Below are 22,635 nucleotides of genomic sequence, written 5' to 3'. Positions count from 1 at the left end.
TGTCATCGGCCGGCGGCGCCGGCGCTTGTCGTTGTGGTGAAGGATCCCGCCGGCGGCTCGCCGGGCTGGCTGCCCGCGATGGCGGCGATCAGGCCTTCCAGCTCGATCAGCGGGCGCAGCGCGCCGCCGCAGCGGACCGCCCAGCCGGTGCCGGCCGCGTCGCTCTGCTGCAGGCGATCGCCAGGCGTCAGGCGCCATTGGCCGTCGAAGCCCTCGAAGGCGAGCGCCAGCGGCGCGGCGCGCGCGATGGCCCACCAGCGCACCGCCGTCGCGGTCCCGCGGCCGATCAGCGCGCGCAGGTCGTAAAGCGGCAAGACCTGCCCCTGATGACCGGCGAGCCCGAGCAGCCCGGGAGCGGTGGCAGGGTAGGGCGCGGCGGGCATGGCGGGTTGCAGTCCGGCCAGGTCGGCCAAGTTCAGGGCAAACGGGTCGCCGGCAATCCGGATGCCCAGGACATCCAGAACAGCGTCGTCATCGCCCAGCCGTCGCGGCTCGGCGAACGAGCGGTCGAAGGCCGCCCGCCATTCGTCGAGCTGGCCCTCCAGCGGGTCGGAGCGGTCGGGCGTCATGCGCGGGCCTCCTGGATCTCGTCGCGGCACAGGCGCCGCAGGTCGTCGCGTTCGAAGCCGCCGCCGAAACGCCGCAGCCGCTCGGGCGACTCGTCGTCCAGCAGCGCCAGCGCCCGCCCCAGTTCGCGCCGCGCGGCGACGATCTCGCCGCGACGCCGGGCCAGCAGGCCCAGGCGCAGGTGGGGCAGGGCGAAGGCGGCGTCCTTGGCGGCGGCGCGCTGGTGGTGCCATTCCGCCGCGGGGAGCTGGCCGCGCTCCTCCATCGCCAGCCCTTGCAGGAACAGCACCTCGGCCTGCAGCGCGGCCGGCGTCTGCGGCGCGATCAGCCGTGCGCAGGCGCGCAGGCCGTCCTCGATCTGGCCGGCCTCGACCAGCTGCAGCGCCTCGTCGAGCAGGGCCTGGTCGGCATGGTGGGCGGACGACGCGGCCTCGAACGCCGGCGCGTGCGCCAGCGGGGCCGTCGCCGGCTCCGGCACGGGGGTCGGCCAGGGAAAGGGCCAGGCGGGCGCCACGTCCGCGCCTTCGCGGCGATAGAAGAAGCAGCCATGCGCCTGGCGCAGCGTCAGCCCCGCGGCCTGCGCCTCGGCCTGGCCGCGCAGTGTCTCCGCATGGCCCAGGAACAGCACGCCCCCCGGTGCCAGCGCGCCGACCAGGTGCTGGATCGCCTGGCGCAGCGCCGTGGGCGCCAGGTACATCAGCACGTTGCGGCAGAAGATGATGTCGAAGCGGTCCGGTGTCCAGAAGGCGGCGTCGGGCTGCCCCAGCTGGCGGGGCTCGAAGCGGACCCGCTCGCGGATCGCGGGCAGCGGCGTCCAGACGCCCGGTTCGACGGCGCGGAACCACAGCTCGCGCAGTTCCGGCGGCGTCGCGCGCAGGCTCCATTCGCCGTAGCGGGCGGCGGCCGCGCGCGCCAGCGCCGCCGGGTTCACGTCGACGGCCAGCACCTGCCAGTCGACGCCCTGCGCCGTCAGGCCGGCGCGATGCAGCGTGATGGCCAGGGTGTAGGCCTCCTCGCCGCTCGCGCAGCCGGCCGAGAGCGCCCGCAGGCCGGTGGACGTCGCGCGGCGCACCATCGACGGCAGCAGGTCCACGCGCAGCGCGTCGAACTGCTCCGGGTGGCGGAAGAAGAAGGTCTCGCCGACCGTCAGCTCGGCGGCGAGCGCATCGAGCCGGGCGCGCGTCGGCGCCTGCTCCATCTGGTCCAGGAAGCGCGCCGGACCGCCCGGCCCGGCCACCCGCGCCAGCGCGGCGGCGAGCCGGTCGTCCTGGCGGTCGTCGAACTGCAGGCCCAGGCGGGCGGAGAGCAGCGTCCGCAGGCGCGGCAGCAGCGAAATCAGGGCGGCATCGGACGGCGACGTCCGCGTCATGAGGCCGCCTCCTGGTGGCCGATGGCGTCGCCGCTGTCCGCTGGCGAGAGGGCCGCGGTCGGCGGCAGGTCATCCGGAAGCAGCCGGGCCTGGTCGAGCACGGCGATCAGTTCATCGTCGCGCTCGGCCAGCGCGGTGACCGCACCATGGTCGCGGTCGCGCAGCAGCGGGGGCAGGGCGCGAAGTTGCTCCGCCGCGAAGGTCTGCAGGCCCAGCACCTCGGCGACCGCCAGCGCCACCCGGCGTTCGCCGGCGCGGACGACGACATAGCGCCGGACCGGCGCCGCGCCGGGCGGCGGGGGCGCTCCGGCCGCGCCGGCGTCGGACAGGCCCAGCAGGCCGGCCAGGTCAACGACCGGCAGCCAGTCGCCGCGGATGCGCGCGAGCCCCTGGACGTGAACGGCCGGCGACATGAGCGGCCGCAGTGGCTGGGGCCGCAGCGTTTCCTCGACGGCGTCCAGCGGCAGGCCACATAGCCGGGATCGCGCCCGGCACACCAGAACCCGGAACACGCCATTCGATGGCTTGTGCATTCTTCTGGCTCCCTGTTTGCGCCAGTCTATGCCGGCGTCGGGCGGACGGGCGTTGCCGAAGGTCACTGGCCGGCGCGCCCGCGAGTCACCCAGCGTGGCAGAGAAGCGAACGCTTCGATGTCGGGTAAACCCTCGGATGTCGCCCGACCTCTCCCTGCCGACTCGGGCGAGCGGCCCAGCTTTTTTAGGTCTGCACCACTAAAAAGGGGTGGGCAAGGATTGCCTTTCCGACCCGGAACTGCTCAAAATAGAACGATCGTTCGTTTTATTATTCCGGGCATCGTGTCCACCTCTCCCGTCACCGCCGCCAAGTCCGCCGCCGTCGCGCGTCGTGGCGCCCGTTCGCTCCAGAAGGGCCAGCAGACGCGCGCCGCGATCCTGGACGCGGCGCTTGGGCTGGCCTCGCACATGGGGCTGGAGGGCCTGTCCATCGGCGCGCTGGCCGATGTGACGAAGATGAGCAAGTCCGGCGTCTTCGCGCATTTCGGCTCGCGCGAGGAACTGCAGATCGCCGTGGTGCGCGAGTATCACGCCAAGTTCGAGGAAGAAGTCTTCTATACCGCGATCCGCCAGCCGCGCGGCCTGCCGCGCCTGCGCGCGCTGTTCGAGCGCTGGGTGCACCGCACCTCGGTGGAGGTCGACTCGGGCTGCATCTACATCAGCGGTGCGGTCGAATTCGACGACCGGCCCGGCCCGGTGCGCGACGCCCTGGTCGGCATGGTGCGCGACTGGCACGCCGCGATCCGCAAGGCCATCCTGCTGGCGCAGGAGGTCGGCCACCTGGTGCCGGAGGCCGATCCGGATCAGGTCCTTTTCGAGATGCACGGCCTGATCCTGTCGCTGCATCATGACGCGCGTTTCCTGCGCAGCCCCGGCGCGCTCGCCCGCGCCCGCACGGGCCTGGAGCGCATCCTCGACAGCTTCGCCACGCCGGCCGGCCGCAAGGCCGATGCCCAGACGCGGCAGACGCCTCCTCACTCCGCCTCCGCGAGCCCGGCCCCGAGCCGCAAGCGCGCCTGAGCGGGGCGAGTCCCTTTCGATCCCTTCACAGAACCATTCAGGAGAGTCCTCATGCCTCAGTACACCCCGCCCCTGCGCGACATGAAGTTCGTGCTGCACGAGCTGCTGCACGCGGTCGACGAGCTGAAGCTGCTGCCCGCGCATGCCGAGGTCGACGAGGACACGATCAACGCGGTCCTGGAAGAGGGCGGCAAGTTCGCCGCGGAAGTGCTGACCCCGATCAACCTGTCGGGCGACCAGGAAGGCTGCACGCTGGACAAGTCCACCCATGAGGTGAAGGCGCCCAAGGGCTTCAAGGAAGCCTACGCGCAGTACGTCGAGGGCGGCTGGCCCGCGCTGTCGTGCGACCCGGCCTATGGCGGCCAGGGCCTGCCGGTGCTGCTGAACCAGTGCATGTACGAGATGATGAACTCGGCCAACCAGGCCTGGACGATGTACCCGGGCCTGAGCCACGGCGCCTACGAGGCGCTGCATGCGCACGGCACCGACGAGCAGAAGGCCACCTACCTGCCCAAGCTGACCTCGGGCGTGTGGACCGGCACGATGTGCCTGACCGAGCCGCACTGCGGCACCGACCTGGGCCTGCTGCGCTCCAAGGCCGAGCCGCAGGGCGACGGCACCTACAAGATCACCGGCCAGAAGATCTTCATCTCCGCCGGCGAGCACGACCTGGCCGAGAACATCGTCCACCTGGTGCTGGCGCGCCTGCCGGACGCGCCGGCCGGCTCCAAGGGCATCTCGCTGTTCATCGTGCCCAAGTTCAAGGTCAACGCCGACGGCTCGCTGGGCGAGCGCAACCCGGTCTACTGCGGCGGCCTGGAGCACAAGATGGGCATCCACGGCAACGCCACCGCGCAGATCGTGCTGGACGGCGCCGTCGGCACGCTGGTGGGCCAGCCCAACAAGGGCCTGCAGGCGATGTTCGTGATGATGAACGCCGCCCGCCTGGGCGTGGGCAACCAGTCGCTGGGCCTGACCGAGGTCGCGTACCAGAACGCCGTCGCCTACGCCAAGGACCGCATCCAGATGCGAGCGCTGTCGGGCCCGAAGGCGCCGGACAAGCCGGCCGATCCGATCATCGTCCACCCCGACGTGCGCAAGATGCTGCTGACCGCCCGCGCCTACGCCGAAGGCGGCCGCGCGCTGTCGGCCTACGTGGCGCTGCAGCTGGACAAGGCCCTGTCCAGCGACGACGCCGACGAGGCCAAGGCCTGCGAGGACGAGGTCGCGCTGCTGACGCCCATCATCAAGGCCTTCATCACGGACAACGGCTGGATCGCCACCTCGCACTGCATGCAGGTCTTCGGCGGCCACGGCTACATCCACGAGTGGGGCATGGAGCAGTTCGTCCGCGACGCCCGCATCAACATGATCTACGAGGGCACGAACACCGTGCAGTCGCTGGACCTGCTGGGCCGCAAGATCCTGGGCAACAACGGCGCGACGCTGAAGAAGTTCGGCAAGAAGATCGCCGAGTTCGTCGAGGAAGAGGGCACGAGCGAGGCGATGCAGGAGTTCATCAACCCGCTGGCCGACATCGGCGACAAGGTCACCAAGCTGACCACCGAGATCGGCATGAAGGCCTTCCAGAACCCCGATGAAGTCGGTGCCGCCGCGGTGGACTACCTGCGCGTCGTCGGCCACCTGTGCTTCGCCTACATGTGGGCGCGCATGGCCAAGCTGGCGCTGGAGAAGAAGGACTCGGGCGATCCGTTCTACACCGCCAAGCTGGCGACGGCGCGCTTCTACTTCGCCAAGCTGCTGCCGGAAACCGCGAGCCTGATCCGCACCGCCCGCGCCGGCCTGAACCCGCTGATGGAAATGGACGAGGCGCTGTTCTGAACGACAGCGTCGCGGGCGCCTCCTCGAGCGGGGCGCCCGCGTCCCCCTACGGCGGACCGGGTTCCGCCCGGCGCGATTGACGCGCCGCGACCCGGGCCCGCAACATCGCGCATCGACGCGTCCGGCACAGGGCGCGGCTGTACAGAAGAAACGGAGAGAGACACGATGAAACCGCTGTTCGCCACTGCCGTCGCCCTGGGCCTCGGACTGTCCGCCAACCTGGCGCTGGCCCAGGCCGCGACCACGCCGGTGGGCGTGTGGAAGACGATCGACGACGAGACCAAGCAGGAGCGCTCCACCGTGCGCATCAGCGAGGTCGGCGGCGTGCTCACCGGCAAGATCGAGAAGATCACCGATCCCACCAAGCAGACCGCCAAGTGCGACGAATGCGCCGACGAGCGCAAGGGCCAGCCCATCCTGGGCCTGACCATCCTGCGCAACGTCAAGAAGAACGGCAACGACGCCGAGCTCTGGGACGGCGGCGACATCCTCGATCCGGGCAACGGCAAGGTCTATCGCGTCCGCCTGCGTCCGATCGACGGCGGCAAGAAGCTCGAGGTCCGCGGCTTCGTCGGCATGCCGCTGCTGGGCCGCACCCAGACCTGGATCCGCGTCGAGTAAGCGACGCCAGAACCCCATCCCTACATCCCAGTGATGTCCATTGGAGAAACCATGAGTCGATTCCAAGTTCGCAAGGTCGCCGTGCTCGGCGCCGGCGTGATGGGCGCGCAGATCGCCGCCCATCTGGTCAACGTGAAGGTGCCGGTCGTGCTGTTCGACCTGCCTGCCAAGGAAGGCCCGAAGAACGGCATCGTCACCAAGGCCGTCGAGGGCCTGAAGAAGCTCAAGCCGGCGCCGCTGGGCGTGGCCGAGAACGCCGCGCTGATCCAGCAGGCCAACTACGAGGAGCACCTGGAGCTGCTCAAGGACTGCGACCTGATCATCGAGGCCATCGCCGAGCGCATGGACTGGAAGCTGGATCTCTACACGAAGATCGCTCCGTTCGTCGCGCCGCACGCGATCGTCGCGTCCAACACCTCGGGCCTGTCGATCACCAAGCTGTCGGAAGTCCTGCCGGAATCGATCAAGCCGCGCTTCTGCGGCATCCACTTCTTCAACCCGCCCCGGTACATGTACCTGGTCGAGCTGATCAACACGCCGACCACCAATCCTGAAGTCATCGACCAGCTCGAGAGCTTCGTGACCTCGGCCGTGGGCAAGGGCGTCGTGCGCGCCAACGACACGCCCAACTTCGTCGCCAACCGCGTCGGCATCGCCGGCATGATGGCCACGATGATCGAGGCCGAGAAGTTCGGCCTGTCCGTGGACGTCGTCGACGACCTGACCGGCAAGAAGCTGGGCCGCGCGTCCTCGGGCACCTTCCGCACCGCGGACGTGGTGGGCCTGGACACGATGGCGCACGTCGTCAAGACGATGCAGGACAACCTGAAGGACGACCCCTTCTATTCGACCTACGCCACGCCCAAGGTGCTGGCGGGCCTGATCGAGAAGGGCGCGCTGGGCCAGAAGGCCGGCGCGGGCTTCTACAAGAAGGTCGGCAAGGATATCCAGCGCCTGGACTTCGCCACTGGCGAGTACGTCGCCGGCGGCGGCAAGGCCGACGAGATCGTCGCCCGCATGCTGAAGAAGCAGCCCGCCGACCGCATCAAGCTGCTGAAGGAATCGAGCAACCCGCAGGCGCAGTTCCTGTGGTCCATCCTGCGTGACTCGTTCCACTACGTGGCCGTGCACCTGGACACCGTCGCCGACACCGCGCGCGAGATCGACTTCGCCATGCGCTGGGGCTTCGGCTCGCAGCAGGGCCCGTTCGAGCTCTGGCAGGCCGCGGGCTGGAAGCAGGTCGCCGAGTGGGTGCAGGCCGACATCGACGCCGGCAAGACGCTGTCGAGCGCGCCGCTGCCCAAGTGGGTCTTCGAGGGCCCGGTCGCCGAGAACGGCGGCGTGCATTCGAAGGACGGCTCGTGGAGCGCCAAGGAAGGCAAGTTCAAGCCGCGCGCCAAGCTGCCGGTCTACGAGCGCCAGGCCTTCCCCGAATCGCTGGTCGGCGAGGGCGCGGTGGAGCCGCTGAAGGCGGGCACCGAGGAGTTCAAGAACGACGAGGTCCGCGTCTGGTCGCTGGACGGCGAAGTGCTGATCGCCTCGATCAACTGCAAGCTGCACCTGATCAGCCCGACGGTCACCGAGGGCCTGCTCAAGGCGGTCGAGATCGCCGAGGCCAAGTACAAGGGCCTGGTGATCTGGTCGCCGGACGACGTGTTCTCCGCCGGCGCCAACCTGGAAGCGCTGATGCCGGTCTTCATGGCCAAGGGCGCCAAGGGCATCGCGCCGGAAGAGAAGAAGCTGCAGGACATGATGCTGCGCGTGCGCTACGCCAACGTCCCGGTCGTGGCCGCGATGCGCGGCCTGGCGCTGGGCGGCGGCTGCGAGCTGGCGGTGCACTGCGCCCGCCGCGTCGCGCACATGGAGTCGTATGTCGGCCTGGTGGAAGTGGGCGTCGGCCTGATCCCGGGCGGCGGTGGCCTGACCTACATCGCGCGCCGCGCGGCGGAGATGGCCTCGGCCGGCAACGCCAACGCGGATATCTTCGCCTTCCTGAAGGATGGCTTCACCAACGCCGCGATGGCCAAGGTGGCGACCTCCGCGCTGGAAGCGCAGAAGCTGGGCTACCTGCTGGACGGCGACGTGATCGTCCCCAACAAGGATGAGCTGCTGTTCGTCGCCACGGCGCAGGCCAAGGCGATGGCGGACTCCGGTTACCGCGCGCCGCTGAAGGCCAAGTTCCCGGTCGCGGGCCGTTCCGGCATCGCCACCGTGAAGTCCTCGCTGGCCAACATGCGTGACGGCGGCTTCATCAGCGCGCACGACTTCCATCTGGCCTCGCTGATCGCGGACGTGGTCTGCGGCGGTGAAGTCGAAGCCGGCTCGCTGGTGACCGAGGAATACCTGATGTCGCTGGAGCGCAAGCACTTCTGCTCGCTGCTGGAGCACCCGAAGACCCAGGAGCGAATCATGGGCATGCTGCAGACCGGCAAGCCCGTGCGCAACTGATCCGAGCGGCACACAAGGAATCAATCATGAGCAAGCAAGTTCAAGACGCCTACATCTGCGCCGCCACCCGCCTGCCGATCGGCAAGTCGGGCCGGGGCTACTTCAAGAACACCCGTCCGGACGAGATGCTGTCCCGCGTGATCCAGGCCGCGATGGCCCAGGTCCCGGGCCTGGACCCGTCGGTCATCGAAGACGCGATCATCGGCTGCTCCTTCCCGGAAGGGGAGCAGGGCATGAACATCGCCCGCGTGGCGGCGGTGCTGTCGGGCCTGCCGAACACGGTCGGCGGCGTGACGGTGAACCGCTACTGCGCGTCGGGCATCACCGCGCTGGCGATGGCGGCGGACCGCATCCGCGTCGGCGAGAGCGAAGTGATGATCGCCGGCGGCGTGGAGTCGATGTCGATGGTGCCGATGGGCGGCAACAAGCCCTCGTTCCCGCCGGCGATCTTCGAGCGCGACGAGAACATCGGCCTGGCCTACGGCATGGGCCTGACCGCCGAGAAGGTCGCCGACAAGTGGAAGGTGAGCCGGCAGGCGCAGGACGAGTTCGCGCTCGAATCGCATCGCCGCGCGCTGGCCGCGATCGAAGGGGGCTTCTTCAAGGACGAGATCACCCCATTCGAGATCAAGGACCGCCAGCCCGACCTGAACGGCGATGGCGTGATCGTCAAGTCGCGCACGGTCGACATCGATGAAGGTCCGCGCAAGGACACGTCGATGGAGGGCCTGGCCAAGCTCAAGCCGGTGTTCGCCGCCAAGGGCAGCGTCACGGCGGGCAACAGCTCGCAGACCTCGGACGGCGCGGGCGCGCTGATCGTGGCGTCGGAGGCGGCGGTCAAGCGCTTCGGCCTGACGCCGCTGGCGCGCTTCGTGTCCTTCGCGGTGCGCGGCGTGCCGCCGGAGATCATGGGCATCGGCCCGATCGAGGCGATCCCGGCCGCGCTGAAGCTGGCCGGCATCAAGGCCGAGGACCTGGGCTGGGTCGAGCTGAACGAGGCCTTCGCGGCGCAGTCGCTGGCGGTGCTGAATGACTTGGACGCGAAGGGCATCGTGTTGGACCGCACCAAGGTGAACCCCAACGGCGGCGCGATCGCCCTGGGCCACCCCCTGGGCGCGACCGGCGCGATCCGCGCGGCGTCGGTGATCCACGGCCTGCGGCGCACCGGTGCGAAGTACGGCATGGTCACGATGTGCGTTGGCGCCGGCCAAGGCGCGGCGGGCATCATCGAGCGTCTGTAAGCGCTACTGCGACGGGCGCTGGCCCTCACCCCCACCCTCTCCCGCAAGCGGGAGAGGGAGCAATACCGGTGGCAGCGCTCGCTCTTCTACCCCCTCTCCCGCTTGCGGGAGAGGGCAGGGGTGAGGGTCTTCGGGCTGGGGAGATCGTGATGATCAGTTTCCAAGCGGACGACGGATTCGAGCTCCAAGGCCATCTCTACGGTGACCCTGCGACGGCCAAGGCGGGCTTGCTGATCGCCCCCGCCATGGGCGTCGAACAGCGCTACTACGCCGCCTTCGCGCGCTGGATGGCGTCGCAGGGCTGGCTGGTGCTGAGCTTCGATTACCGCGGCATGGGCGCCTCGCGGCCCGAGTCGATGAAGCGCTCGCTGCGCGGCCTCGACGCCGACATCCGCACCTGGGCCGAGCATGACGCCGCCGCGGCGCTCTCGCATCTCAACAAGCTGCTGGGCGACGACCGCGAGATCCACTGGCTCGGCCACAGCCTGGGCGGTCAGATCCTGGGCCTGCTCCCCAACCGCTCGCGCGTCTCCCGCGCGGTGACGGTGGGCTGCGGCAGCGGCTACTGGCGCGAGAACTCGATCGGCCTGCGCCGCTACGTCTGGTGGCTCTGGTACGTCATCGTCCCGCTCGCGCTGCCCCTCTTCGGCTACTTCCCCGGGCGCAAGCTGCGCAAGGTCGGCGACCTCCCTCGCGGGGTGATGGCGCAGTGGCGCCGCTGGTGCCTGGACCGCGAGTACATGATGGGCGAGGGCGGCGACGCGCTGCGCGCGCAGTACGCCTCGCTGTCGGTGCCGATGCTCTCGCTCGCGTTCACCGACGACGAATTCATGTCCCGCCGCAACACCGAGTCGCTGCACGGCTTCTACGCCGGCGCGCATCCCGAGCTGCGCCGCATCGCGCCCAAGGACATCGGCGAGCGCCGCATCGGCCATTTCGGTTTCTTCCGCGATCGATTCGAGCGCAGCCTGTGGCCGCAGGTGAGCGCCTGGCTGGCATGATCGCGGCCATTCCCAACGGCATCAACGGCCTTACCCAGCAGGAGAGTGCTCCATGAGCATCAAGACCGCCATCGTCAACGGCGTGCAGACCATCGAGATCGCACGCCCCGAGAAGAAGAACGCGCTGACCCGCGCGATGTACCAGGAGATGGCCGACGCGCTGGTCGCGGCCAACGCCGAGAACAGCGTGCGCGCGGTGCTGATCCAGGGCCAGCCGCAGATCTTCACGTCGGGCAACGACATCGAGGACTTCATGGGCAGCCCGCCGCGGGACGAGGACGCGCCGGTGTTCCAGTTCATGCGCGCGATGATCGGCTGTGACAAGCCCATCGTGGCCGCGGTGAACGGCGCGGCGATCGGCATCGGCACGACGCTGCTGCTGCATTGCGACTTCGTCTACGTGGCCGACGACGCGCGCCTGGCGATGCCCTTCGTCAGCCTGGGCCTGGTGCCCGAATTCGGTTCCAGCCTGCTCGTGCCCAAGCTGATGGGCCCGCGCCGCGCGGCCGAGAAGATCCTGCTGGGCGACCCGTTCACCGGCGAGCAGGCGGTGGAATGTGGCATCGCGAACGCGGTGCTGCCGGCCGGCGAAGTGGTCGCGCAGGCGCGCCGCGTGGCCGAGCGCTTCAACAAGCTGCCGCCGAGCGCCGTGCGCGAGAGCAAGCAGCTGATGCGCCGCGCGACCAAGGAGCAGCTGCTGGAAACCATCCAGGCCGAGGCCGAGATCTTCGGCGCCCGCCTGCGCAGTCCCGAGGCGATGGAAGCCTTCCAGGCCTTCTTCCAGAAGCGCCAGCCGGACTTCTCGAAGTTCTGATCGAGAGCGGCAGCCAGGCCGCTCCAGACGACACAACGGGCGCCGCGGCGCCCGTTGTCGTTCATGCACCGAGTCCGCTCACGCCGTCTCGGCCGGCCCGGCCACGCGGATCGGCAGGTCGTCCGGGTCGATGGTCTTGCCCGACAGCGCCAGGTCCAGCGCATCGTGGTCCAGCGCGCGCTCCCACTTCGAGACCACGATCGTCGCCACCGCATTGCCGATGAAGTTGGTCAGCGAGCGGCATTCCGACATGAAGCGGTCCACGCCCAGGATCAGCGCCATGCCCGCCACCGGCACCTCCGGCACCACCGACAGCGTCGCCGCCAGCGTGATGAAGCCCGCGCCGGTCACGCCCGCCGCGCCCTTGGAGCTCAGCATCGCCACCAGCAGCAGCGTGATCTGGTGACCCAGCGTCAGCTCGGTGTTGGTCGCCTGCGCGATGAACAGCGCCGCCAGCGTCATGTAGATGTTGGTCCCGTCCAGGTTGAACGAGTAGCCCGTCGGGACGACCAGGCCCACCACCGTCTTCTCGCAGCCGGCCTTCTCCATCTTCTCCATCAGCGACGGCAGCGCCGACTCCGACGACGAGGTGCCGAGCACCAGCAGCAGCTCCGCCTTCAGGTAGCGGATCAGCTTGATGATCGAGAAACCGCACAGCCGCGCGACGATGCCCAGGATCACCAGCACGAACAGCAGCGCCGTCACGTAGAAGCTGCCCACCAGCATGCCCAGGTTGAGCAGCGAGGCCAGCCCGTACTTGCCGATGGTGAACGCCATCGCGCCCAGCGCGCCGATCGGCGCCGCCTTCATCAGGATGTGCACCATCCGGAACACCGGCGCGGTCAGCGCCTCGAAGAAGTTCAGCACCGGCTTGCCGCGATCGCCCACCAGCGCCAGCGCGATGCCGAACAGCACCGCGACGAACAGCGTCTGCAGGATGTTGCCGTCCGCCAGCGCGCCCACCAGCGACTTCGGGATCACGTCCATCAGGAAGCCGACCAGCGTCAGGTCATGCGTCTTCTCGACGTAGCGATGCACTTCCTTCTGGTCCAGGTCCGCGACGTTGACGTTCATGCCGTGACCCGGCTGCACCACGTTCGCCACCACCAGGCCGACGATCAGCGCCAGCGTCGAGAAGAACAGGAAGTAGGCCATCGCCTTGCCGAACACCCGGCCGACGCGGCTGAGCTGCGTCATGCCCGCGATGCCGGTCACGATGGTCAGGAAGATCACCGGCGCGATGATCATCTTCACCAGCTTGATGAAGGCATCGCCCAGCGGCTGCAGGGTGACGGCGAACTTCGGCTCGAAATGACCGAGCAGGATGCCGATCACGATCGCCACGACGACCTGCAGGTAGAGATGGCGGTACCACGGCACGGCGACGACCGGCGTGGCGGAGGCGGAAGGGGACAGCATGGGGACGGCTCCGGTTGAGGGCGCCGCTGGCGCCGTCACCGGCGTGGCTCGGCACCCAGGCGGCGCAGTATCCCACCCGCATCCCGGAGCCGGCTGCGGAATCTACGTACAAACCCTGGTGGCGGGACGCCCATTCGCACGCGCGGCCGCGGTCCCCCGCTCGCCGCGTCCGCCTAGGCTTCGCCGATGACCCGCGACTTGCCTTCGCGGTCGATCGCGACGTAGGTCAGGTTGGCCTCGGTCACCTTGACCACATGCGGATTGGCGGGGTTGCGCTCGGCGAAAACCTCGACATGCACCGTGATCGAGGTACGGCCGATGCGGGTGACCTGCGCATAGAAGCTCAGCAGGTCGCCCACCGACACCGGCTGCTTGAAGATGAACTCGTTGACCGCCACCGTCGCGATCCGGCCGCGAGAGATGCGCGCCGGCAGCACCGACCCGGCCAGGTCGACCTGCGCCATGATCCAGCCGCCGAAGATGTCGCCGTTGCCATTGGCATCGGCCGGCATCGGCATCACGCGCATCACCAGTTCGCGGGGGCCGATCGTCTCCGGGGAGAGCAGGCTGGAGGTCGAGGCGGGCGCGGTCGGCGCCGCGGGGGCATTGGGAACGGTGGAGTCGCTCATGATCGGCAAACGGTGACAATGGCCGGCATTGTCGTCCAGCATGTCCGGCCCCGCCAGCGCAGGCGCCGGACCCGAGGCCCGACCCCACGACAGTCCAGCCCCTTCGTCCATGCGCCGCTCCACGCTCGCCGGCACCTCCGCGCCGACCCCCGTCCCCTCGTCCTCCACCGCGCCCGAGTCCCGGGGCGACTGGCACACCATCGGCCGCCTGCTGCCCTATTTCTGGCGCTACCGCTGGCGCGTCGGCCTCGCGCTGGCCTTCATGATCGGCGCCAAGCTGGCCAATGTCGGCGTGCCGGTGCTGCTCAAGCAACTGGTGGACAGCCTCGACCTGCGGCCCGGCAGCGCGCAGGCGCTGATGGTCGTGCCGGTGGGACTGCTGCTGGCCTACGGGATGCTGCGCCTGTGCACCTCGCTGTTCACCGAGGCGCGCGAGCTGATCTTCGCCAAGGCGACCGAGGGCGCCTCGCGCAGCATCTCGCTGCAGGTCTTCCGCCATCTGCATGACCTGAGCCTGCGCTTCCACCTCGAGCGCCAGACCGGCGGCATGACCCGCGACATCGAGCGCGGCACGCGCGCCGTGCATGCGCTGATCTCCTACTCGCTCTACAGCATCTTCCCGACGCTGGTCGAGGTGGTGCTGGTGCTCAGCCTGCTGGCGCTGAAGTTCGACGTGCTCTTCGCCTGGATCACCGGCGCGGCGCTGGTGTTCTACATCGGCTTCACCATCGTGGTCACCGAGTGGCGCACCAAGTTCCGCCGCCAACTCAACGAGCTGGACTCGCACGCGCACAGCAAGGCGATCGACTCGCTGCTGAACTACGAGACGGTGAAGTACTTCAACAACGAGGACTTCGAGGCCGCCCGCTACGACCAGAGCCTGGAGCGGCTGCGCCGCGCGCAGCTGAAGTCGCAGACGACGCTGTCGCTGCTCAACAGCGGCCAGCAGGTGATCATCGCGGTGGCGCTGGTGGCGATGCTGTGGCGCGCGACGCAAGGCGTCGTCGCCGGGCAGATGAGCCTGGGCGACCTGGTCATGATCAACGCGTTCATGATCCAGCTCTACATCCCGCTGAACTTCCTGGGCGTGATCTACCGCGAGATCAAGCAGAGCCTGACCGACCTGGACAAGATGTTCGGCCTGCTGGCCCGGGAGCGCGAGGTCGCGGACGCCCCCGGCGCCCAGCCGCTGCGGGTGGCCGGCGCGTCGGTGCGCTTCGAGGACGTGCACTTCGCCTACGAGCCGCAGCGGCCCATCCTCAAGGGCGTCAGCCTGGAGATCCCGGCGGGGAAGAAGGTCGCGGTGGTCGGCCCGAGCGGCTCGGGCAAGAGCACCCTGGCGCGGCTGCTCTACCGCTTCTACGACGCGCAGTCCGGCCGCATCGCGATCGACGGCCAGTCGATCGCCGAAGTCACGCAGCACAGCCTGCGCCGGGCGATCGGCATCGTGCCGCAGGACACGGTGCTGTTCAACGACACCATCGCCTACAACATCGCCTACGGCCGCCCCGAGGCGACGATCGAGGAGATCGAGGCCGCGGCCAAGGCCGCGCACATCCACGCGTTCATCCAGGCGCTGCCGCAGGGCTACCAGACCATGGTGGGCGAGCGCGGGCTCAAGCTGTCCGGCGGCGAGAAGCAGCGCGTGGCCATCGCGCGCACGCTGCTCAAGGATCCGCCGATCCTGATCTTCGACGAGGCGACCTCGGCGCTGGACTCGCGCAACGAGCGCGCCATCCAGGCCGAGCTCGAGGCCGCCGCGCGCGACAAGACGGTGCTGGTCATCGCGCACCGGCTCTCGACGGTGGTCGATGCCCACGAGATCCTGGTGATGGAGCAGGGCGTCATCGTCGAGCGCGGCACCCATGCGGCGCTGTTGGCGCGGCGCGGCCGCTACGCGCAGATGTGGGCCCTGCAGCAGGACGGGCAGGACGCGGTGGCGGCGTCGGCGGCCCCTCACGGCTAAACTCCCGCGCCGTGGAAACCAAATGGCTTGAAGACTTCGTGAGCCTGGCGGAGACGCGCAGCTTCTCCCGCTCGGCCCAGCTGCGGCATGTCACGCAGCCGGCGTTCTCGCGCCGCATCCAGGCGCTGGAGGCGTGGGCGGGCGTCGATCTGGTCGACCGTTCGTCCTATCCGACGCGTTTGACCGCGGCCGGCGAAACCCTGCTGGGCCAGGCCGTGGACCTGCTCGGCAACCTGCAGGCCACGCGCAACATGCTGCGCAGCCACCAGTCGGCGGGGCAGGACATGATCGAGTTCGCCGTGCCGCACTCGCTGTCCTTCAGCTTCTTCCCGCACTGGCTGATGGAGCTGCGCCAGCGCTTCGGCGAGGTGAAATGCCGGCTCAACGCGCTCAACGTCCATGACGCGACGCTGCAGCTGAGCGAAGGCAACTGCGACCTGCTGGTCGTCTACCACCACCCCAGCCAGCCGCTGCAGCTCGATCCCGAGCGCTACGAATCGGTCTCGCTCGGCCACGAGACCCTGGCCGCCTATGCGAAAGCTGACACAGGCGGCGCGCCGATGTTCCGGATTTCCGGACACCCGGGCCAGAAGATCCCCTTCCTCAGCTACGCGTCCGGCGCCTACCTCGGGCGATTGGTGGAGCTGATCGTCAAGGACGCCGCGCAGCCGCTCAACCTGGAATCGGTCTTCGAGACCGACATGGCCGAGAGCCTCAAGGCCATGGCGCTGGAGGGCCACGGCCTGGCCTTCCTCCCGGCGAGCTCGGTGAAGAAGGAAGTGAAGGCGCGCCGCCTGGTGCGCGCGGCCGAGCCGGGCCAGTACGAACTGAACATGGAACTGCGGATGTACCGCGAGCGCCAGGGCTCGGCGCGCCGCGTGAAACCGGTCGCGCAGGCGCTCTGGAATTTCCTGACGCACGCCGCCGCCGGGCAGGCATGAAACCTGCATATGTAAGCCGTGCAACACCTCGAGATGCGTGATACTCCCTACCCTGCAAAGCAGCCGCTCATGGTCTGCTCTGCCGGTTGGGCGGCTCACCGGTCGAGCCTCCCTCGAATCCGCTTTTGAATCCGAACAAGCAGGAGCAACTATGAAGAAGGCATTGCTAGTCCTGGCCCTTGGCGCGGCGTTGGTTGGCGTGGCGCAAGCCGACACGCTGAAGAAGATCAAGGACACAGGCAGCGTGACCATGGGCGTGCGCGAGTCCTCGGGCGCGCTGTCGTACACGCTCGGCGACGGCAAGTACGTGGGCTACCACGTCGAGATCTGCCAGCGCGTGCTGGCCGACGTGCAGAAGCACCTGGGCCTGTCCAAGCTGGACATCAAGTACCTGCCGGTGACCTCGCAGAACCGCGTGCCGCTGGTGCAGAACGGCACCGTGGACATCGAGTGCGGCTCCACCACCAACAACATGACCCGCGCCAAGGACGTGGCCTTCGCCGTCACGACCTACGTCGAGGAAGTGCGCATCGCGGTGAAGGCCGATTCGGGCATCACCTCGATCGCCCAGCTCAACGGCAAGACCGTCGCGACCACCACCGGCACCACCTCCGTCCAACTGCTGCGCAAGCACGAGCGCGCCAACGGCGTGGACTTCAAGGAAGTGCTGGGCAAGGACCACGCCGACAGCTTCCTGCTGCTGGAGTCGGGCCGCGCCGACGCCTTCGTGATGGACGGCCAGATCCTGGCCGGCAACATCGCCAAGTCGCGCAATCCGGCGGGCTTCAAGATCGTCGGCGAAGTGCTGTCGGTCGAGCCGATCGCCATCATGATCCGCAAGGACGATCCGGCCTTCAAGAAGGCGGTGGACGACAGCATCAAGGGCCTGATGAAGTCTGGCGAGATCGCCAAGCTGTACGACAAGTGGTTCATGCAGCCGATCCCCCCGACCAACACCAAGGTGGGCCTGCCGGCGACGGCGGCGACCAAGGACGCCTGGGCGAACCCGAACGACAAGCCGGTCGAGGAATACGCCAAGAAGTAAGCACGGTTCCCTGAGCGCAAGGCGCCCCGCGGGGCGCCTTGTCGCAAGGGGGCGACCGGAGACTGGAAGGGCCGCGGCAGCGCATGCGGGCGGCCCTTCGCATTGATGGATGGAGCACGCCATGGCGAGCTGGGATTGGCAGTTGTACTGCACAGACATGGTGACCGAGGAGGTCGCGCCGAAGTGTTTCGGCGCCCCCGGTTATGAGACTTACCTGGACGCGATGATCCACGGCTGGGGCTGGACGATGTTCGTCTCGGTCCTGGGCCTGCTGGTCGCGCTGGTGGCCGGATCGCTGATCGGCATCCTGCGCACGGTGCCCAACAGGAAGCTGGCGATGTTCGGCGAGGCATGGACGGAGCTGTTCCGGAACATCCCGCTGATCGTCCAGCTCTTCATCTGGTATCACGTGATCCCGCGCCTGTTCCCGATCCTGGACCTGCCGCCCAGCGTGCTCGTCGTGATCGCGATCGGCCTGTTCACCTCGGCGCGGATCTCGGAGCAGGTCAAGGCCGGCATCCTGACGCTGCCCAAGGGCCAGCGCTACGCCGGCCAGGCGCTGGGTCTGACGCTGCCGCAGACCTATCGCCATGTGCTGCTGCCGATGGCCTTCCGCATCGTCATCCCGCCGCTGACCAGCGAGAGCATGAACATCGTCAAGAACTCGGCGGTGGCCTTCGCGGTGAGCATCCCCGACCTGGCGCAGTTCGCGCTGCAGGCCTCCGAGCAGTCGAGCTTCGTGCAGATCTTCCTGCCCGTGACGCTGCTGTACTTCATCTCGGCCTATGCGATCAACCGCCTGGCCAAGATGATCGAGTGGTACGTGCGCGTGCCCGGCATCCTGGGGGCGAAGTGACATGACGCAACTCGACTTTTCGTTCCTGACCTGGGAGGTCCTGTCCTCCTTCGTCGCCAAGGGGCTGTGGTTCTCGATCCAGCTGACCTTCTCGGCCATGATCGGCGGCATCGTGCTGGGCACGATCCTGGCGCTGATGCGGCTCTCGGGCAAATGGTGGCTGGAGCGGCCGGCGGCGATCTACGTCGACACGCTGCGCTCGATCCCGCTGGTGATGGTGATCCTGTGGTTCTTCCTGCTGATCCCCTACATCGCGGGGCCGCTGGGCGCGGAGAAGACGGCGCTGATCACCTTCACGCTGTTCGAGGCGACCTACTACTCCGAGATCATGCGCGCGGGCATCCAGTCGGTGCCCAAGGGCCAGGTCTTCGCGGGTTACGCGCTGGGCATGAACTACAAGCAGACCATGGGCCTGGTGGTGCTGCCGCAGGCCTTCCGCAACATGCTCCCGGTGCTGCTGACGCAGACCATCGTGCTGTTCCAGGACACGTCGCTGGTCTACGCGATCGGTGCCTACGACCTGCTCAAGGGTTTCGAGGTCGCCGGCAAGAACTTCAACCGGCCGATGGAGACCTACCTGGTCGCGGCCGTCGTCTACTTCGTGATCTGCTTCAGCCTGTCCATGCTGGTCCGCCGGCTGCAGAAGAAGATCGCCATCATCCGCTGAGGTCCGCCCCATGATTGAAATCAAGAACATCTCCAAGTGGTACGGCCCGTTCCAGGTGCTGACCGATTGCTCCACGACCATCCAGAAGGGGGAAGTCGTGGTGGTGTGCGGCCCGTCGGGGTCGGGCAAGTCCACGCTGATCAAGACGGTCAACGCGCTGGAGCCGATCCAGGCGGGCGACATCGTCGTCGACGGCACCAGCCTGACGGCGCCCAAGACCAACCTGCCCAAGCTGCGTTCGCGCGTGGGCATGGTGTTCCAGCACTTCGAGCTGTTCCCCCACCTGTCGGTGACGGAGAACCTGACGCTGGCGCAGGTGAAGGTGCTGGGCCGCAACATGGCCGACGCCAAGACCCGCGGCCTGAAGATGCTGGAGCGCGTGGGCCTGATGGCCCACAAGGACAAGTTCCCGGGCCAGCTTTCGGGCGGCCAGCAGCAGCGCGTGGCGATCGCCCGGGCGCTGTCGATGGACCCGATCGTGATGCTGTTCGACGAGCCGACCTCGGCGCTGGACCCCGAGATGGTGGGCGAGGTGCTGGACGTGATGGTCCAGCTGGCCAATGAGGGCATGACCATGATGTGCGTGACGCACGAGATGGGCTTCGCCAAGAAGGTCAGCCACCGGGTGATCTTCATGGATGCCGGCAAGATCGTCGAGGACTGCACCCGCGACGAGTTCTTCGGCAACCCGGACCAGCGCTCGCCGCGCGCCAAGGACTTCCTGGCGAAGATCCTGCAGCACTGATCGCGGGCGCCCGAGGGCGTCCCACGCACTGCCTCGAAGGCCCGCCCCGCAAGGTGCGGGCCTTCTTCATTCCGGCTGTCCACGACGCCTGTGCGGTGCTCACTCGTCCACGGCATGGATGTCCAAAAGACTCCTGGTCGAGGTCAGTGACGGCCGGCGAGGGGCTGCGAACAATCGGTCCCATCGCGATTCGGCCGGTGTGTGGCGAGTCGCACGAGGCGCGAGGTGATCCGTGCGGGAATCCGCCCGTGGGGTCAGGCCGTGCGTCGATCCACGAGTCGTCAGGAGGTCACCGGATGGGCGCACAGCATCGCAGCCATTTCAGCCATTCATCGCCGGGCTCCCAGGCGAAGAGGGCCCAGCGCTGGCCGAAGGAGGAGTACGTCCGGCGCGTGGAGTACGACGCGAAGAACGATGCATTGCTTCAGACGATCCGTGCCGACATCGCCGGCATGCGCAGCGAGATGCGCACGGAGCTTTCCGCGATGCGGGTGCAGATGGAAAGCCGCTTCTCGGCGCTGACGGTGGAGATATGCGCCGTGCGCAGCGAAATGCGGGCGGAGGTCGGTGAGCTGAAAGGCGAGATCAAGGGGCTGAAGGGAGAGATCGGAGGGATCAAGACCTCGATCAAGGTCATCATGGGCGTCCTCGCCCTGCTGGCGGGCATGGGGGCCCTGCAGCTCCATCCCGTGATCCGGGCCATGTCCGCCGCAGCCCCGGCGCAGAAGGCGCTCGCGATGTACACCGTGCCCGCGCCGATGACGCCGGCCAGTGCGCCGTGAGGTGGGGTGCGACAATCCCGCCCCATGAGCGAAACCCTAGTCCTGACCCGTCCCGACGACTGGCATGTGCACCTGCGCGACGGTGCCGCGCTGCAGAGCGTCGTTCCGTACACCGCGCGCCAGTTCGCGCGCGCGATCGCGATGCCCAACCTGAAGCCGCCGATCACGACGGCCGAGCAGGCGCAGGCCTACCGCGAGCGCATCCTCGCCGCCGTGCCCGCCGGCGTGGACTTCGAGCCGCTGATGACGCTCTACCTGACCGACCGCACACGCCCCGAGGAGATCGCCGCCGCGAAGGCGGCCGGCGTGGTCGCGCTCAAGCTCTATCCGGCTGGCGCCACGACCAACAGCGATGCCGGCGTCACCGACATCCGCAAGACCTACGCCACGCTCGAGGCCATGCAGAAGGCCGGCCTGCTGCTGCTGGTGCATGGCGAGGTCACCGACGGCGACGTCGATGTCTTCGACCGCGAGGCCTTCTTCATCGACCGCGTGATGACGCCGCTGCGCAAGGACTTCCCCGAGCTGAGGGTGGTCTTCGAGCACATCACGACCAAGGAAGCCGCGCAGTACGTGACCGCGGCGGACCGCTTCACCGGCGCGACGGTGACGCCGCAGCACCTGCTCTACAACCGCAACGCGATCTTCATGGGCGGGCTGCGGCCGCATTACTACTGCCTGCCGGTGCTCAAGCGAGAGGAGCATCGCCTGGCGCTGATCCAGGCCGCCACTTCCGGCAGCCCGAAGTTCTTCCTCGGCACCGACAGCGCGCCGCATGCGTCGGTGATGAAGGAGAACTCGGTGTGCGGCGCCGGCTGCTTCACCGCGCTGTCCGCGCTCGAGCTCTATGCCGAGGCCTTCGAAGCCGCGGGCGCGCTCGACAAGCTCGAGGCCTTCGCCAGCTTCCATGGTGCCGACTTCTACGGCCTGCCGCGCAACACGACGCAGGTCACGCTGCGCAAGACCGAATGGACGCTGCCCGAGTCCGTCCCCTTCGGCGAAGCCGCGCAGCTCAAGCCGCTGCGTGGCGGCGAGGCGCTGCGCTGGAAGCTCGACTGAGCGCGACACCGCGGTCCACCGCGGCGTCAGGACGCGCCGCGGCGCGCTGCTGATTCACCCCGAATCAACTGGCCGCCGGCGCCACCGGCGCGGGCGCGCTGGCGGACGCCGGCTTCGGCCGCAGCGCCCACACCACCGAAGCGATCGAGAGCCCGGCGATGACCAGGTTGCTCATGGTGAACAGCACCGGCGCGAGCGTGGTGAAGACCGGGTCGTGGCCGCGCTCGGCGAAGCGCATGGTGCCGGTGGAGATCGCGGTCGCGCCGAAGGTGAATCCCCAGTACGACAGCGTGAACGGCTGGCGGATCCACGGCATCAGCCGCAGCACCATCAGCGCCTGCACGATCGCGTAGCCCAGCAGCATGCGGGCGATGAGGTCCGGCGGGCCGACGGTGACGGCCGCGTAGGCCAGCAGCGCGACCGCCGGCGGCGCCATCTGGATGCCCACCGTCGGGCGCAGCGCCGGCGGCAAGGGATCGACGGTCAGCAGGCGGCCCAGGATGATGGACTCCTGGACGATCCAGGCCAGCACGCCGGCACCGAAGAACAGCTGCCCCCAACTCGGCCAGCCGAGCGCCGACAGCGCGATCGCGGACACCAGGTTGGCGCCGACCGTGGGCAGGTAGAGCACGGGCGTCGTCGTCTTCGGGTCGCGTCCGCCGCGCCACTGGCCGCCGTGGCGCCACAGGCCGAAGAGCAGCGAGGCCGCCGCGCCGAGCAGGATCAGCGCCGTCCCCACGCCGTGCGCATGCGGCAGCACGCCGATGCCGGCGAGCATGGTCGCCACCGGCACGAGTGCGATGAAGCAGCAGAGGATGGGATGGGCGGCCTCGGCCAGGGCCTCCTCGCGCGCGGCGATCCACTTGATCGCGAATCGGACCAGCAGCACCGCCCACACCGTCACCGCGACCGCCATGACCGACTCGCCGATCCAGGTGGGGAAGCCCCACAGTCGCGAGGCCACGCGCCAGCCGTTGCCCAGGCCGGTCAGGCCCAGCACCATGCTGAAGTAGGAGGCGGGGACCGCCCATCGGGATGCGTTCATCGGGGTGCTCCTGCGCGCGCTGCGG

The 22,635-nt window shown here is 68.6% G+C and carries 21 protein-coding genes; 15 read left to right on the top strand and 6 right to left on the bottom strand.

What is annotated here, in order from left to right:
- Positions 1 to 2: 2 nt before the first annotated feature.
- The 3 genes from FHT38_RS17200 to FHT38_RS17190 are packed head-to-tail and all read right to left on the bottom strand — an operon-like array spanning position 3 to position 2,469.
- On the bottom strand, positions 3 to 569 hold the full coding sequence (locus FHT38_RS17200; RefSeq protein ID WP_183492662.1) for a chemotaxis protein CheW: 567 nt from the start codon (positions 567 to 569) through the stop codon (positions 3 to 5).
- Positions 566 to 1,936 (bottom strand): protein-glutamate O-methyltransferase CheR, encoded by a 1,371-nt coding sequence (locus FHT38_RS17195; RefSeq protein ID WP_183492661.1) that lies wholly within the window; start codon positions 1,934 to 1,936, stop codon positions 566 to 568. Before FHT38_RS17195 ends, FHT38_RS17200 begins: the two co-directional genes overlap by 4 nt.
- The gene (locus FHT38_RS17190; protein ID WP_183492660.1) at positions 1,933 to 2,469 is read right to left on the bottom strand and encodes a chemotaxis protein CheW; all 537 of its coding nucleotides are present in this window, start codon (positions 2,467 to 2,469) and stop codon (positions 1,933 to 1,935) included. Before FHT38_RS17190 ends, FHT38_RS17195 begins: the two co-directional genes overlap by 4 nt.
- Before the next feature lie 282 nt (positions 2,470 to 2,751).
- On the opposite strand from FHT38_RS17190, the gene FHT38_RS17185 reads away from it, so the two are divergent.
- The 7 genes from FHT38_RS17185 to FHT38_RS17155 all read left to right on the top strand — a co-directional run bounded on the left by FHT38_RS17185 (position 2,752) and on the right by FHT38_RS17155 (position 11,456).
- Positions 2,752 to 3,489 carry a TetR/AcrR family transcriptional regulator gene (locus FHT38_RS17185; protein WP_310737397.1) on the top strand — a complete coding sequence of 246 codons (738 nt, stop codon included), beginning with the start codon at positions 2,752 to 2,754 and terminating at the stop codon, positions 3,487 to 3,489.
- 51 nt (positions 3,490 to 3,540) lie between these two features.
- Complete coding sequence (locus FHT38_RS17180; RefSeq protein ID WP_091726165.1) at positions 3,541 to 5,331, top strand: acyl-CoA dehydrogenase C-terminal domain-containing protein; 1,791 nt, start codon at positions 3,541 to 3,543, stop codon at positions 5,329 to 5,331.
- A 165-nt stretch (positions 5,332 to 5,496) separates the two neighbouring features.
- On the top strand, positions 5,497 to 5,952 hold the full coding sequence (locus tag FHT38_RS17175) for a DUF2147 domain-containing protein (RefSeq protein WP_091726161.1): 456 nt from the start codon (positions 5,497 to 5,499) through the stop codon (positions 5,950 to 5,952).
- Positions 5,953 to 6,003: 51 nt separating this feature from the next.
- Positions 6,004 to 8,400 carry a 3-hydroxyacyl-CoA dehydrogenase/enoyl-CoA hydratase family protein gene (locus FHT38_RS17170; protein WP_183492659.1) on the top strand — a complete coding sequence of 799 codons (2,397 nt, stop codon included), beginning with the start codon at positions 6,004 to 6,006 and terminating at the stop codon, positions 8,398 to 8,400.
- A gap of 26 nt (positions 8,401 to 8,426) precedes the next feature.
- Entirely contained in the window at positions 8,427 to 9,641 is a 1,215-nt protein-coding gene (locus FHT38_RS17165) for an acetyl-CoA C-acyltransferase (protein WP_091726153.1), read from the top strand.
- Between the two features lie 149 nt (positions 9,642 to 9,790).
- Positions 9,791 to 10,642 carry an alpha/beta fold hydrolase gene (locus FHT38_RS17160; RefSeq protein ID WP_183492658.1) on the top strand — a complete coding sequence of 284 codons (852 nt, stop codon included), beginning with the start codon at positions 9,791 to 9,793 and terminating at the stop codon, positions 10,640 to 10,642.
- 52 nt (positions 10,643 to 10,694) lie between these two features.
- Positions 10,695 to 11,456 (top strand): enoyl-CoA hydratase, encoded by a 762-nt coding sequence (locus FHT38_RS17155; RefSeq protein ID WP_091726146.1) that lies wholly within the window; start codon positions 10,695 to 10,697, stop codon positions 11,454 to 11,456.
- 78 nt (positions 11,457 to 11,534) lie between these two features.
- On the opposite strand, the gene FHT38_RS17150 is transcribed toward FHT38_RS17155, so the two are convergent.
- The gene (locus FHT38_RS17150; protein ID WP_091726141.1) at positions 11,535 to 12,875 is read right to left on the bottom strand and encodes a dicarboxylate/amino acid:cation symporter; all 1,341 of its coding nucleotides are present in this window, start codon (positions 12,873 to 12,875) and stop codon (positions 11,535 to 11,537) included.
- 173 nt (positions 12,876 to 13,048) lie between these two features.
- On the bottom strand, positions 13,049 to 13,504 hold the full coding sequence (locus FHT38_RS17145) for an acyl-CoA thioesterase (protein ID WP_183492657.1): 456 nt from the start codon (positions 13,502 to 13,504) through the stop codon (positions 13,049 to 13,051).
- A gap of 109 nt (positions 13,505 to 13,613) precedes the next feature.
- Between FHT38_RS17145 and FHT38_RS17140 the strand changes: the two genes are divergently transcribed.
- The 8 genes from FHT38_RS17140 (at position 13,614) to pyrC (ending at position 21,565) form a co-directional block, all read left to right on the top strand.
- Positions 13,614 to 15,470, top strand: a complete 1,857-nt coding sequence (locus tag FHT38_RS17140; RefSeq protein ID WP_183492656.1) for an ABC transporter ATP-binding protein/permease — start codon at positions 13,614 to 13,616, stop codon at positions 15,468 to 15,470.
- Positions 15,471 to 15,481: 11 nt separating this feature from the next.
- Positions 15,482 to 16,411 (top strand): LysR substrate-binding domain-containing protein, encoded by a 930-nt coding sequence (locus FHT38_RS17135; RefSeq protein WP_091726131.1) that lies wholly within the window; start codon positions 15,482 to 15,484, stop codon positions 16,409 to 16,411.
- A 151-nt stretch (positions 16,412 to 16,562) separates the two neighbouring features.
- Entirely contained in the window at positions 16,563 to 17,456 is an 894-nt protein-coding gene (locus FHT38_RS17130) for an amino acid ABC transporter substrate-binding protein (protein WP_091726127.1), read from the top strand.
- A 121-nt stretch (positions 17,457 to 17,577) separates the two neighbouring features.
- Positions 17,578 to 18,312: an amino acid ABC transporter permease gene (locus FHT38_RS17125; protein ID WP_183492655.1), complete on the top strand. Its 735-nt coding sequence runs from the start codon at positions 17,578 to 17,580 to the stop codon at positions 18,310 to 18,312.
- 1 nt (position 18,313) lies between these two features.
- Complete coding sequence (locus FHT38_RS17120; RefSeq protein ID WP_091726120.1) at positions 18,314 to 18,979, top strand: amino acid ABC transporter permease; 666 nt, start codon at positions 18,314 to 18,316, stop codon at positions 18,977 to 18,979.
- Between the two features lie 10 nt (positions 18,980 to 18,989).
- A complete protein-coding gene (locus tag FHT38_RS17115) occupies positions 18,990 to 19,724 on the top strand; it encodes an amino acid ABC transporter ATP-binding protein (protein ID WP_183492654.1) in 735 nt (244 codons plus the stop codon).
- A gap of 296 nt (positions 19,725 to 20,020) precedes the next feature.
- Positions 20,021 to 20,506, top strand: coding sequence for a hypothetical protein (locus tag FHT38_RS17110; RefSeq protein WP_183492653.1), 486 nt, complete (start codon positions 20,021 to 20,023; stop codon positions 20,504 to 20,506).
- Positions 20,507 to 20,530: 24 nt separating this feature from the next.
- The gene (gene pyrC, locus FHT38_RS17105; RefSeq protein WP_183492652.1) at positions 20,531 to 21,565 is read left to right on the top strand and encodes a dihydroorotase; all 1,035 of its coding nucleotides are present in this window, start codon (positions 20,531 to 20,533) and stop codon (positions 21,563 to 21,565) included.
- Between the two features lie 64 nt (positions 21,566 to 21,629).
- On the opposite strand, the gene tehA is transcribed toward pyrC, so the two are convergent.
- On the bottom strand, positions 21,630 to 22,610 hold the full coding sequence (gene tehA / locus FHT38_RS17100) for a dicarboxylate transporter/tellurite-resistance protein TehA (RefSeq protein ID WP_183481975.1): 981 nt from the start codon (positions 22,608 to 22,610) through the stop codon (positions 21,630 to 21,632).
- Positions 22,611 to 22,635 lie beyond the last annotated feature (25 nt).

It is taken from the genome of Mitsuaria sp. BK041 (assembly GCF_014193085.1).
Classification (GTDB): domain Bacteria; phylum Pseudomonadota; class Gammaproteobacteria; order Burkholderiales; family Burkholderiaceae_C; genus Roseateles.
This window is presented reverse-complemented; position numbering and strand designations above follow the sequence as displayed.